At 60.2% G+C, this 12574-nt stretch carries 10 protein-coding genes; 7 read left to right on the top strand and 3 right to left on the bottom strand.

Annotated elements, in window-relative coordinates; translation table 11 throughout:
• The first annotated feature begins 52 nt into the window (after positions 1–52).
• The 7 genes from POS15_RS04990 (at position 53) to POS15_RS04960 (ending at position 6805) form a co-directional block, all read left to right on the top strand.
• Positions 53–451, top strand: a complete 399-nt coding sequence (locus POS15_RS04990; RefSeq protein ID WP_284129119.1) for a hypothetical protein — start codon at positions 53–55, stop codon at positions 449–451.
• The gene (locus POS15_RS04985) at positions 432–1709 is read left to right on the top strand and encodes an NADH:flavin oxidoreductase/NADH oxidase family protein (RefSeq protein WP_284129118.1); all 1278 of its coding nucleotides are present in this window, start codon (positions 432–434) and stop codon (positions 1707–1709) included. Before POS15_RS04990 ends, POS15_RS04985 begins: the two co-directional genes overlap by 20 nt.
• Positions 1710–1810: 101 nt before the next feature.
• On the top strand, positions 1811–2797 hold the full coding sequence (locus POS15_RS04980) for an MDR family oxidoreductase (protein WP_345782489.1): 987 nt from the start codon (positions 1811–1813) through the stop codon (positions 2795–2797).
• Positions 2798–2874: 77 nt separating this feature from the next.
• The gene (locus POS15_RS04975) at positions 2875–3705 is read left to right on the top strand and encodes an alpha/beta hydrolase (RefSeq protein WP_284129116.1); all 831 of its coding nucleotides are present in this window, start codon (positions 2875–2877) and stop codon (positions 3703–3705) included.
• A 63-nt stretch (positions 3706–3768) separates the two neighbouring features.
• Positions 3769–4770, top strand: coding sequence for an NADP-dependent oxidoreductase (locus POS15_RS04970; protein ID WP_284129115.1), 1002 nt, complete (start codon positions 3769–3771; stop codon positions 4768–4770).
• Positions 4771–4962: 192 nt separating this feature from the next.
• The gene (dinB, locus tag POS15_RS04965) at positions 4963–6105 is read left to right on the top strand and encodes a DNA polymerase IV (protein WP_284129114.1); all 1143 of its coding nucleotides are present in this window, start codon (positions 4963–4965) and stop codon (positions 6103–6105) included.
• Between the two features lie 13 nt (positions 6106–6118).
• Complete coding sequence (locus POS15_RS04960) at positions 6119–6805, top strand: DUF2461 domain-containing protein (RefSeq protein ID WP_284129113.1); 687 nt, start codon at positions 6119–6121, stop codon at positions 6803–6805.
• A gap of 126 nt (positions 6806–6931) precedes the next feature.
• Here the strand turns inward: POS15_RS04960 and POS15_RS04955 are convergent, their stop codons facing one another.
• From POS15_RS04955 to POS15_RS04945, 3 genes are all read right to left on the bottom strand, one after another.
• Positions 6932–7777, bottom strand: coding sequence for a universal stress protein (locus tag POS15_RS04955; RefSeq protein WP_284129112.1), 846 nt, complete (start codon positions 7775–7777; stop codon positions 6932–6934).
• The gene (locus tag POS15_RS04950) at positions 7774–9264 is read right to left on the bottom strand and encodes a TolC family protein (RefSeq protein ID WP_284129111.1); all 1491 of its coding nucleotides are present in this window, start codon (positions 9262–9264) and stop codon (positions 7774–7776) included. The genes POS15_RS04955 and POS15_RS04950 overlap by 4 nt, the downstream gene beginning before the upstream one ends.
• Before the next feature lie 172 nt (positions 9265–9436).
• Positions 9437–12565: an efflux RND transporter permease subunit gene (locus tag POS15_RS04945; protein ID WP_284129110.1), complete on the bottom strand. Its 3129-nt coding sequence runs from the start codon at positions 12563–12565 to the stop codon at positions 9437–9439.
• Positions 12566–12574 lie beyond the last annotated feature (9 nt).

Below are 12574 nucleotides of genomic sequence, written 5' to 3'. Positions count from 1 at the left end.
CCACGACGTCAATCGCCCCTGAGTCAGGATTCCGCATTCAAAGGCCCCTGTCATGCTCAAGTTCAAGTTTCTGCTATGGGCATTCGCCCAGCTTCTGAAGAGACAGATCAAGCGCAACCCCGACTGTGCGCGCTACATCGCCGGAAAGCACGTGGTATTCCAGATCCGCACCGCATCGAACGTGGGCCGCCACTATGTGATCGGCGATGGCACGCTCCGCTCCGCGGCCGGCCTGGCAGAGAATCCTCAGTTCACACTGAACTTCACCGATGCCGCAAAGGGCTTCGCGATCCTGTCGGCCAAAGACAGCCAAGCCGCATTCCTGCGGGGTCTGGGCAGCCAGGAATTGACCATCAGCGGCGATTTTTCGGAGGTGATGTGGTTCCAAGGCCTGACCGCGTTCCTGCAGCCGCCGAAAGTCATCTCTCCTTATGATCGCACCGCGTTCTGAGCTTGCCATGCAAACAAATCTGCTTAGTCACCCCCTCCACCTGCCCAATGGCAGCGTGCTGCGCAACCGCTTGGTCAAAGCGGCTATGAGCGAGACCTTGGGCACCTATGACAATCGCCCCACACCCGACCTGGTTCGGCTTTACACAAGGTGGGCTGCGTCGGGCCTGGGGATGATCATCACAGGCAATGTCATGATCGACCGCCGCGCGCTTGGCGAGCCGGGCAACGTAGTAATCGAGGACGAGGCCGACCTGCTTGTCCTGCGGCAGTGGACACAGGCGGCGACCGGGCAAGGGACGGCCATTTGGGCACAGCTCAACCACCCAGGCAAACAATCGACCAAGGGCCTTAACGCTCACAACCTAGCCCCGTCGGCTGTGCCGTTCCGTGAGGACATGGTGGCATTCTTCGCGACCCCGCGCGAGGCCACAACGTCGGAGATCCAGGACATCGTCGAGCGCTTCGGCCGCAGTGCAGCCATCTGCAAGAAGGCCGGGTTCAGCGGTGTGCAGATCCACGGAGCTCATGGCTACCTGATCAACCAGTTCCTGTCCCCGCACCACAATCGTCGCAGCGATGAGTGGGGCGGTAGCCCCGAGAAGCGCCGCCGCTTCGTGTTGGCCGTCTATGCGGAAATCCGCCGCCACGTCGGTGCCAGCTTTCCCGTGGGAATAAAGCTCAACTCGGCCGACTTTCAACGTGGTGGCTTCACCGAAGAAGAATCGATCGAGACGATCCGCGCACTGGCCGATGCAGGCATCGACCTGATCGAAATCTCCGGCGGCACCTACGAGGCGCCCGCCATGAACGGTGCGATGCAAGGCCCCAAGAAAGCGTCTACAGAAGCCCGAGAGGCGTACTTCCTCGAGTTCGCCGAGAAGGTGCGCGCCACCGTTAAACTGCCGCTGATGGTCACTGGCGGTTTCCGTACGGCCGCGGGCATGAACGCAGCCCTTCGCTCCGGTGCGCTGGATCTGATTGGCTTGGCGCGACTGCTGGCGATCGATCCCGATGCCCCCTCGGCCTTGCTGCAAGGGCGCGACAGCCTGCAACAGGTGCGTCCGATCAAGACCGGTCTCAAGGCTGTTGACCGATTGGGAATCATGGAGATTCTTTGGTATACGCGCCAGCTCAGGCGTGTTGCAAAGGGCAAAGAGCCGCGTCCCCACGAGAGTGGGCTAGAAGCGTTCCTGAAGTCCGCGCTCAGCAGCGGCTGGGGCACGCTTCGCACGCGACGCATGCGGGCGCGCCAATGAACACCGTCCTCGGCGACGAACGCGAGTTTCCATCAGTCCTTCTGACCTCTCGGCGCGATGCGCAGGACATCACTCCCCCCTTCCATCAAGGAGACATGACCATGACATTCAAAGCACTCGTCGCCAACCAGACGGGCGAGACCATTCTGACCCACCTGGTAGATTTCAAGGAGGAAGACCAGATGCCAGGCGATGTCACCGTCGCGGTCGAATACTCGACGGTGAACTACAAGGACGCGATGGCACTCTCTGGCCGGTCGCCGGTCATCCGCAAGTTTCCGCTGATTCCGGGAATCGACTTTGCCGGCGTCGTGGAAACCTCAAGCTATCCGGGCATTGTCGCCGGCGACCGTGTTCTGGCCAATGGCTGGGGACTGAGCCAGACCCACCACGGCGGCTTCGCACAGAAGGCACGAGTGAGCGGAGACTGGTTGGTCAAGATTCCTGAAATCTTCTCGACCCGTGATGCCATGGCTATCGGGACCGCAGGCTACACAGCGATGTTGTCCGTATTGGCATTGGAACATGGCGGCCTGACACCTGAGCGCGGCGCTATCCTGGTGACCGGCGCAAACGGCGGCGCAGGATCGGTGGCAATCGCTCTGCTGTCCAAACTCGGCTATCACGTAATCGCTTCGACCGGGCGTATGAATGAAGGAGACTATCTCCGGGAGCTTGGCGCTAACGAGATCATCGACCGTCAGGTTTTGTCGACACCTGGGGCACCGATTTCCAAGGAGCGCTGGGCAGGTGCGATCGACTCGGTCGGGAGCTATACGCTGGCCAACGTGCTGGCACAGACCCAGTATCGTGGCGTAGTTGCCGCCTTTGGGCTTGCCCAAGGTGCGGATCTCCCGGGATCCGTCCTGCCCTTCATCCTGCGCAACGTCACCCTAGCTGGTATCGATTCGGTCAATGCGCCTCAACATTTGAGGCTACAGGCCTGGGCGCGTTTGGCTACCGACCTGGATCTAGACAAGCTTGCGCGAACAACCAAGGTGATTGGCTTGGCAGAGGTTCCTGAAGTGGCCAACGAGATCCTTGCGGGCAAGGTGCAAGGCCGCACGGTCGTCGATGTCAATGCTTAATTACCTAGTTCGCCCCGCCCCCTGCAAGCGCGGTGAACACGCGATGTCCCCTACCGACTAAGTAGCGAGAACTGAGCATGCGATACATCGAGTCCCCCACCCAAACCCTTGACGTCGGTGGGACCACATTTGCCTACCGGGACCTCGGACCGCGCGGCGGCATACCGCTGCTCCTGCTTAATCACTGGGGCGCGGTGCTGGACAACTTCGATCCGCGCATCGTGGATGGCCTGGCCAGCAGGCATCGGGTCATCGCCATCGACTACCGTGGCATTGGAGGATCAGGTGGCAAAGCACCGGTAACCGTCGCGGAAATGGCGCAGGACACGATCGCGCTGATTCGCACGATGGGCTTGGGCCGCGTCGATCTGCTCGGCTTCTCGCTCGGCGGTTTCGTTGCGCAGCAGGTGGTGCTGGACGCGCCCGACCTGGTGCGTCGGCTCATCCTGACCGGTACCGGGCCAGCGGGTGGCCGCGGTATCGACCGGGTGGGCCGCGTGTCCTGGCCCTTGATCCTCAAGGGCCTGCTGACGCGGCGCGATCCCAAGTACTACCTGTTCTTCACCGCCAGCGCCCGCAGCCGACAGGCGGCAACCGCGTTCCTGCAACGGTTGAAGGAACGCACGAATGATCGCGACAGGCCAGCCTCACCCGGGGCGTTCCTGCGGCAACTGAAGGCGATCACGGCGTGGGGCAGGCAATCGCCCCAGGACCTGGGCGACATCCGTATCCCGGTGCTCATCGCGAATGGGGACAGCGACATCATGGTCCCCACGCCCAACAGTGGCGATCTGGCCCACCGCATTCCCGATGCGACGCTGGTCCTCTACGACGACGCCGGTCATGGCGGGATATTCCAGTATCACGCCGAGTTCGTTCGGGACGCGCTAGCGTTCCTCGATAACTGATGCGCCCACCACATTCCCTGCCCCGCAGCCCGACGGCATCCCTCAACCAGAGACACACCGCCCATGAAAGCCTTCCTCATCGACCGTTATGGCAAAAAGGAGACCGGCCGCATCGGCGACGCCCCGCAGCCTCCGCTGCGCGATGACGATGTGCTCATCCGGGTGCACGCGGCCAGCGTCAATGCGCTGGACACCAAGATCCGCACCGGGGAGTTCAAGCTGATCCTGCCTTATCGCCTGCCGCTGATTCTTGGCAACGATATGGCTGGCACGGTGGTCAGTGTCGGCGCCGGGGTGCAGCATTTCAAACCCGGCGATGAGGTGTATGCCCGTCCCGACGATGATCGCATCGGCACGTTCGCCGAGTTCATTGCGGTCAATGCTGCCTCGGTGGCGCTCAAACCCGGCAACCTCACCATGGTGGAGGCCGCCTCGCTGCCCCTGGTCGCACTGACCGCATGGCAGGCACTGGTCGAAACCGCCCAGCTCAAACCCGGGCAGAAGGTCTTCATCCAGGCCGGCTCCGGCGGCGTCGGGACGGTGGCGATCCAGCTGGCCAAGCATCTGGGCGCCTTCGTGGCCACCACCACCAGTACCGCCAACGTCGCGTGGGTGAAGGATCTCGGCGCAGACGTCGTCATTGATTACAAACAGCAGGATTTCGCGACGGAACTGCGCGACTACGATGTGGTGCTCAACAGCCTCGGCAAGGATGAACTGACCCGCTCGCTACAGATCCTCAGGCCGGGCGGGCATCTCATTTCGATCTCGGGGCCACCCACGCCCGCGTTTGCCAGTGCGCGCGGGCTGGCCTGGCCGCTCAAGCAGGTCATGCGCCTGCTCAGCCATGGCATCCGCAGCAAGGCCAAGCAGAAGGGCGTGACGTACACCTTCGTGTTCATGCGGGCCAGCGGCCAGCAGTTGAGCGAGATCACCTCGCTGGTGGAGGCTGGTGCGATCCGTCCGGTCATCGACAGGGTTTTCCCGTTCCAGGAGACCCAGAGCGCCTTGGCCCATGTCGAGAGTGGCCGGGCCAAGGGCAAGGTGGTGGTTAATCTACAGTAGAGACGAGCCTTGTTTGCGCTGCACCTGCTTGTCCACTCGTTTGGCCACTCGCGGGGACCTCTCGGAACTGCTCGCTGTGGTGCGGGCATCAAATGCTACCCTTAGCAGGCTGAAGAGGTCGCTCAGCCGCTCGCGCATCAGCCTTGGTCATGCCCCGTGAGATCCAGTCATGTTCTTTAGCCGGTCGAAGCGATGAAGCTCGTTGAAGAGATCAAAGCTGAGATCCGCAAGATCGTCCACCTCGACATGGACGCGTTCTACGCATCCGTCGAGCAACGAGACAATCCTGCGCTGCGCGGCATGCCCATCGCCGTAACCGATCCGAAAGGCTGGGGCATCATCGCAGCAGCAAGCTACGAGGCCCGCGCGATCGGTGTTCGCGCCGGGACTAGTGCTGCATCCGCGATCGCACGCTGGCCCCAGCTCGAGATCATCGAATCACGTTTGGATGTCTATGAATCCTTGAGCGCTCAGGCACATCAGATCTACGCACGCTACAGTGGATGCATTGAGCCAATCTTTCTTGATGAGGCCTACCTAGACGTTACGGAGACGACGGAGAAGACGTCGGCTACCGCACTAGCTAAACGCATCCGAGCTGACATCTGGAAAGAGCTGGAGCTCATCGTCTCCGCTGGAGTGTCCTACAACAAGTTCCTTGCCAAGTTGGCCTCCGACCATTGCAAACCCAACGGACTGCTCGTTATCCCTCCAGGCCGCGCACAGCCGTTCATCGATCCACTCCCCGTGGGCAAGTTCCATGGGGTCGGACCGGCGACTGAGGCACGGATGCTCGCACTTGGCATAGAAACAGGAGAGCAGCTACGTGCAGCATCACTTGAATGCCTGGTGCATGAGTTCGGGAGGGGCGGCCAGTACTTCTACGACGTCTGTCGAGGTATCGACGAACGGCCCGTCAGCCCGCCTTCCGCTCGCAGATCCCATGGCATTGAAAGATCGTTCAAGCATGCTTTGCTTGACGACGGTGCGAGGCGCTCCTCCCTCGCAAAGATCTCTGCGGAGGTTTGGGCGAAGTGCGAACTCAGTCAGTCACGCCCACGGACAGTGACAGTAAAAGTTAGGTTCACCGACTTCAGTGAGGTCACCAAGAGCCACTCAGCACCAGACGCTCTCAGCTCACAGCAGGCTTTGGCGTTGATAAGCGAGCGGCTCTTGAACACGCTTGCCCGTGAGGGTACCCCTATTCGTCTACTTGGCATCTCCCTATCCGCCCTTACGCAGACTACGACACCACCTCTGGAACAACAGCAGCTTTGCCTTGATCTCCAACGAGATTCTCTGCCAACTACCATCCACACCGCCACCAGCACTTGATATCGGAGCTCACATGATCACTACTCGCACGATGAAGTTCCTGAAAGGTGTCGAGAATGACGGGACTAAGGCTTGGATTGACACACATCGAGGCGAGTACGATGCTGCTCGCGCCGAAGTACTTCAGGCAGCAATATCTCTCATCGCTGAGAGCACCAGGGTCGACGAGAGGATCCCTGACAATCAGGGCGAACCTCGCCGCTGTGTGAGCCGCCTAAACCGTGATGCACGCTTCGCTAAAGGCAAGTCAGACTACAAGAGTGAGTTCTTCATCATGCTGTATCCGATGGGAAAGGCTGCGTCGGTCGCGGCCTATTACCTGCACGTGCAGCCTGGCAGAAGCTATGCCGGCGGGGGCGCTTTCAACCCACCTCTCGAGACGTTGAACTCCGTCCGAGAAGCCATTGCCGCTGATCCTCAGCAGTTTCGCCGGCTGCTCGCTACACATGCTGTCAAGAGCAACTTTCCAGAGGGTCTGACCACCTCCGGAACGCTTCAGCAAGCTCCTCGTGGTTTCTCCGCTGAGCACCCCGCGATCGAGCTGCTTAAGCTCAAAGGATACTGCTTCAATCATCCTCTCACCGATTCGGCCTTGAAAGGCCCGAAGGCTACGAGCGAGATCGTCCAGGCATGGAAGGCAGCCAAGCCACTGGTTGACTTCATCAACCGCGCAGCACGCGACACCAACCGCCCCAAGTAGCGGGACCGATGGCCATTCACGATTCTTGTACAGCTTTGGCAGGCCGTAGAAGCATCGCCAGCTGCACGACGCAGATGCAGCCGGCGAGTGGCACTAAGCGTCAACAGAGGTTGGAGGCATACAGCGTCACGAGATGAAGAGGCTGATCGGAGTTCCGGCCAGGAATGACTGGGTCACGCCACCGAAAAGCGCCTCGACGTAACGCGAGCGTCGGCTGTAGGCTCCCAGCACGACCAGATCACACTCTGATTCGACCGCTGCGGCAAGAATGGCCTCTGTCACGCCGCCCCCTCCCGCCGCCACCTGGCGAACACTTACAGGAACACCGTGCTTCTGGAGGTAGAGCGCCAGCCCTGCACCTGGGCGCTCTTCCGACTGATCCTTCGCGAATACGGGATCCACCATGAGCAGCTCGACATGCTCGGCCCGAGCAAGAAGCGGCAGTGCATCAGCAATCGCGCGACGCGCGGCGCGCGTTCCATTCCACCCAACCAGAATCCGCCGACCAACTGGGCCTTGCGGCCGTCCGTCTGGCACCAGCAGCAGTGGCATGCCATTTCTCTCCAGAGAGAGAATGGGCGACCACATCAAGGGGGCACCAACTGCCAGGGGATGTCCAACGATCATGACGTCCGCATAGCTTGCGTGCGCTGCGGCAGCTTCTTCGGACTCTGTGTGGTCTACGACGTGCATTTCGGTAGCAACCCCAGCGCGAGCACCTGCCAGAAGCAGCGCTTGGGTGGTGGACTGCGCATGCCGAGCTTGGTCGCCTTGCCGCGCCAGGATGACGTCCCCCATCGCAGCACCACGAGCGAAGCCGGTGCCGTGACTGGACGGGTCAATTGGAAGGCTGCTCAGTCCGATCAGGGTGGCATGATTGTCTTTCGCCAGCCCTCCAGCAAGTGCAAGCAGGCTTTCGCCAGTGCTGCTCAAGTCAAAGAAGACGGCAACATCATTGAAGTTCGGCATCATGGCATGCTCCTCTCGAGGCGTGATTCAGACCATCTCGTCTTCGCAACAGGTGTGACTTGATCAGCTGCCCAATTGCCGCCGAGCGTGCGATACAAGTCGATGGCGATCTGCACCTGCCGTGACTCGGCCGAAACCAAGCTTCGCTGAGAGCTGTAGAGACCTCGCTGGGCATCGAGCAACTCCAGCTGATCGCTGATCCCTGCCTCGTACCGATCACCGATTGCATCAAGGACCTCATCTGCGGACACAACTTGATCTCGGCGAGCGCGGACTCGATCGCCGATCACTGCTTGATCGGCAAGCACGTCGGAGACCTCCCGGAAAGAGGTTTGGATCGCCTTCTCATAGTCCGCCAGTGCCCTGTCACGATCTACTTTGGCGACCTTGAGGGAAGCCCGCAGACGGCCTCCATTGAAGATTGGAAGGTGGAGTTGGGGAATGAACGACCACGCGCGAGTCCCGCCATCAAACAGGCCGGAGAGCTCCTGGCTGGCCGATCCGAAGCTTCCGGTGAGGGTGATGCTGGGGAAAAACGCCGCTCGAGCACTTCCGATGTTGGCGTTCGCGGCACGAAGCTGGTGCTCTGCGGCAAGAATGTCCGGGCGTCGGTAGAGCAGGTCTGATGGAACGCCCACGCCTGGCACCACGTCCGTCAAGATCCCGGCGATGGGTTCACCTTCCACGGTACCAAGGGGTGACCCCACAACGAGTTCCAGGGTGTTCCTGCTTCGAGCTGCCGCAGCGACTGCCTCCAGCGTCTGATCTTCGATCTCGTGAAGCTCCGTCTTCGCTCTGCGGAGCTCGACGCTCGAGCTCAGCCCTGCTGCATTGAGGCTGTTCTGCAGCTGGTAGGACGCTTGTCGACTAGCAAGGGTTTCCTGTGCCAGCTGTTGCCGCTGCAGATCCGCGCACAGCTGCACGTAGCTGCCGAGAACTTGAGCCACAACGCTTAGACGAGTTGCACGCTGGGCGGCTTCCGTTGAGAGATAGTCCTGCAGCGCCGCATCCTTCAGGCTCGCCACGCGACCGAAGAGGTCCAGCTCCCATGCAACCACCGAAAGATCGGCGGAGTACGTCCGGCTGACGCTGGATTCCCCGGAGCCATTAGGAGCCTGAGCACGCTGAGAGGAGCCGGTTCCGACACCATCAACCTCGGGCAGCAAGGCGGCGCGCTGGATTCGATACTGCGCTTGCGCCCTCTGGACGTTCAAAGCCGCAATTCGCAAGTCTCGATTCTGGACCAGCGCCAGTTCGACAAGGCTCCTCGCACGTTCACTCCGGACCATGTCCTGCCATGGGCGATCGGTGTCACTGCCCAGCTGATCTTTGGAGCCACTCTGCCAGTCCATCGCAACCGGGGCGGGGGGCAGTTTCAAATCGGGCTGCAGCGTCGAGCACCCGGTCAACGGCACTAAGAAGGCAAAGACCGAGAGCGACAATAGACGATGCGGGTGGGTGTGGTTCTGGCTGCGTGTAGTCTTCTTCATTAGTGACCTTCCAGTGAGCGACCTTGCGGTCAGCGCTCAGAATGAAATGGGCTGAGGACGCCTCGGAGAGGCGCCCTCAGCGAACCGCCAATTGGCGGCGGCTGCTCGTTGCAAGCAGCGGCTAGGCCGGGGAGCGACCTAGACGACCTGTCGGCTCAGTGACAGGAACGTTCTATGTATGGTCAACATGTTCTGAGTCCGCATCACTCTTCTTTTTTCGCGTGAAGAATCCGGTCACGGCGACGTAGAACAGCGGGATGAAGAAGATTGCCACCAGTGTTGAAGTCACCATCCCGCCAATGACGCCGGTGCCGATCGCATGCTTGCTTCCCGAGCTGGCACCAGTGGAGATAGCCAAGGGGATCACGCCCATGGTGAAGGCCAGCGATGTCATGATGATCGGGCGCAAACGCAACCTTGATGCCTCAACAGCAGCCTGTACCAGCGACCGTCCACCCTTCTCGTAGAGGTCCTTTGCGAACTCTACGATCAGGATCGCGTTCTTGGCGCAGAGTCCCACCGTCGTAAGAAGACCGATCTGGAAGAAGGCGTCGTTGTCCAGGCCACGTGCCAACGTAGCAACAACGGTGCCAATCACGCCAATCGGAATCACGAGAAGGACCGAGAATGGAATGGTCCAGCTCTCATACAGAGCCGCCAGGCACAGGAAGACCGCGATGATGGAGAGTACATAGAGTGCTGGCGCCTGAGAGCCGGAGAGACGCTCCTCGTACGACAAACCCGTCCACGCGATCTGCACGCCCGGCGGTAGCTTCGCAGCGATCTCCTCGATGGCGGCCATCGCTTCGCCCGAGCTGTGCCCAGGCGCCGGCTCACCCAGGATCTCAATTGCTGGTACGCCGTTGTACCTCTCGAGCTTGGGTGAACCATAGACCCAAGATCCGGTTGCAAAGGCCGCAAAAGACACCATCTCTCCCTGGCGATTTCGGACAAACCACCTGTTGAAATCATCCGGCGTGATCCGCGACTCCGGGATGCCTTGCACGTAGACGCGCTTCACTCGGCCGCGATCGATGAAGTCATTCACATAGGCGGAACCCCACGCGGCACTCATTGTCGAGTTGACGTCAGCCAAAGTCACACCAAGCGCTCTCGCCTTCTCATCATCGATTGCCACTTGGTACTGTGGCTCGTCAGATTTTCCGTTCGGGCGCACCATGGCGAGAGCTGGGTGTTGCGCGGCTGCTCCCAGGAACTGACCTCGTGCCTGCATCAAATGCTCATGGCCGAGCCCGCTGTAGTCCTGGATGAATAGATTGAACCCGGTTGCGTTACCAAGCTCCATGATGGCAGGCGGTACGAACGCATAGACCTGTGCCTCTTTGATCTTCGAGAAGCGCTGCATTGCCCTACCCTGCAACTCAAACACCGTTCCGTGGCGCTCCTCCCAAGGCTTGAGTCGAACAAAGAGAATGGCGCTGTTCTGCCCCCGCCCGGCAAAGCTGAAGCCGTTGGCGCCGAAAACGGAAGCGACCATATCTGCTTCGTCCTCTTTCAAGTACTTGGTCACTTCCTGCAGAACTGCTTCGGTTTGAGCAGCAGTGCTGTTGGGAGGCAACTCAAGCTGAACCATCATCTGGCCTTGATCTTCGTCTGGCAGGAAGGACGTTGGCATCAGTGGGAACAGCGCCGCTAGCGCAACGACGATGCCAACGAAGACAAAGCCATACCGCCCGCGGCGTGTCGCAATGTGCTGGACTCCACGCTCATACTTGTCCGCACCTCTGTCAAAGGTTCGGTTGAACCAGCCAAAGAAGCCCGTCTTCTGATGTGTGCCGTGCACCGGCTTGAGCATGGTCGCGCACAGAGCAGGCGTGAACACCAGCGCGACGATGACGGAGAGCGCCATCGCAGTCACGATCGTCAGAGAGAACTGGCGATAGATCACGCCGATCGAACCACCGAAGAACGCCATCGGAACAAACACGGCTGAAAGCACCAGGCCAATTCCGACCAGAGCGCCCGAGATCTGATCCATCGACTTCTTGGTTGCGGCAACGGGATCCAAGCCCTCTTCGACCATGATCCGCTCGACGTTCTCGACCACCACGATGGCATCGTCGACAAGCAGGCCGATGGCCAAGACAAGACCAAACATCGTCAGGGTGTTGATTGAGAATCCAAACGCTGCCATAACGCCAAAGGTGCCCAGCAGTACAACAGGGACCGCCAGAGTAGGTATCAACGTCGCACGCAGGTTCTGCAGGAACAAATACATGATGATGAAAACGAGGACGATTGCCTCGATCAGCGTGTGAACGACGCCACTGATCGCCTCTTTCACCACAGGCGCAGTGTCGTAGGGATAGACGACCTTGACCCCCGGCGGCAAGGTCGGCTCAAGCGTCTTCAGCGCCTCTCGAACCGCATTGACGGCTTCAATCGTGTTCCCACCACTGGCCAGCCGCAGCGCGATCGCTGCACTTGGTTTGCCGTCATACATCGAACTGATCGAGTAGCTCTCAGAGCCCAGCGTAACCTCACCGACATCCTTGATGCGGACTTGCGACCCGTCCGTGTTCACCTTCAACAGAATGTTCTCGAACTCATCGGGATGCTGATACAGAGACTTACCCAAGACGGTCGCATTGGTCGCCGCCTCAGCTGTGGAGGGGCGGCCGGCAAGCTGACCCGCAGAGACCTGTACGTTCTGCTCACCGATTGCGGCCATGACGTCACTGGGCATCAATCCGAATTCATAAAGCTTGGACGGATCGAGCCAGACGCGCATGGAGTTCTGGGCACCAAAGTTGATGAAGTCACCAACGCCTTGGGTACGGGTCAAGGGGTCTTGCAGCTGCGAGGAGACAATGTCGCCCAATGCGAAGTTGTCGAGGCTGCCGTCCTCGGAGACCAAGCCGGCAATGACCATGAAGTTGACTTGATACTTCACCACACGCAACCCGAGCTGTTGGACGGCTTGGGGAAGCATCGGGGTCGCAAGCGACAGCTTGTTCTGCACCTGGACCTGGGCAATGTCCGGGTCAACGCCTTGATTGAACGTGACCACGATAGTCACACTTCCGTCGGCGTTGCTTTCGGATCGGATGTAACGCAGTCCATCCAGACCCGCGAGCTGCTGCTCGATCACCTGAGTGACTGTGTCCTGCACGGTTTGAGCAGAGGCACCCGGGTAGGCCGCGATGATGCCGATCGCCGGGGGCGCGATCGATGGATACTGATTGACCGGAAGCCCCAGAATTGCAAGAGCGCCGCCGATCATGACGACGATCGCTAGCACCCACGCAAAGATCGGACGGTCGATGAAGAACTTTGACATGATTGCCTT

It is taken from the genome of Stenotrophomonas sp. BIO128-Bstrain (assembly GCF_030128875.1).
GTDB lineage: Bacteria > Pseudomonadota > Gammaproteobacteria > Xanthomonadales > Xanthomonadaceae > Stenotrophomonas > Stenotrophomonas bentonitica_A.
Note: the sequence above shows the minus strand (reverse complement) of the source record. Positions and strands in the feature narration are given on the sequence as shown.

Excerpts from the sequence above, each read along its gene's own strand:
- POS15_RS04990 (WP_284129119.1), top strand. The coding sequence starts at position 53 with ATGCTCAAGTTCAAGTTTCTGCTATGGGCATTCGCCCAGCTTCTGAAG.
- POS15_RS04985 (WP_284129118.1), top strand. The coding sequence starts at position 432 with ATGATCGCACCGCGTTCTGAGCTTGCCATGCAAACAAATCTGCTTAGT.
- POS15_RS04980 (WP_345782489.1), top strand. The coding sequence starts at position 1,811 with ATGACATTCAAAGCACTCGTCGCCAACCAGACGGGCGAGACCATTCTG.
- POS15_RS04975 (WP_284129116.1), top strand. The coding sequence starts at position 2,875 with ATGCGATACATCGAGTCCCCCACCCAAACCCTTGACGTCGGTGGGACC.
- POS15_RS04970 (WP_284129115.1), top strand. The coding sequence starts at position 3,769 with ATGAAAGCCTTCCTCATCGACCGTTATGGCAAAAAGGAGACCGGCCGC.
- dinB (WP_284129114.1), top strand. The coding sequence starts at position 4,963 with ATGAAGCTCGTTGAAGAGATCAAAGCTGAGATCCGCAAGATCGTCCAC.
- POS15_RS04960 (WP_284129113.1), top strand. The coding sequence starts at position 6,119 with ATGATCACTACTCGCACGATGAAGTTCCTGAAAGGTGTCGAGAATGAC.
- POS15_RS04955 (WP_284129112.1), bottom strand. The coding sequence starts at position 7,777 with ATGATGCCGAACTTCAATGATGTTGCCGTCTTCTTTGACTTGAGCAGC.
- POS15_RS04950 (WP_284129111.1), bottom strand. The coding sequence starts at position 9,264 with ATGAAGAAGACTACACGCAGCCAGAACCACACCCACCCGCATCGTCTA.
- POS15_RS04945 (WP_284129110.1), bottom strand. The coding sequence starts at position 12,565 with ATGTCAAAGTTCTTCATCGACCGTCCGATCTTTGCGTGGGTGCTAGCG.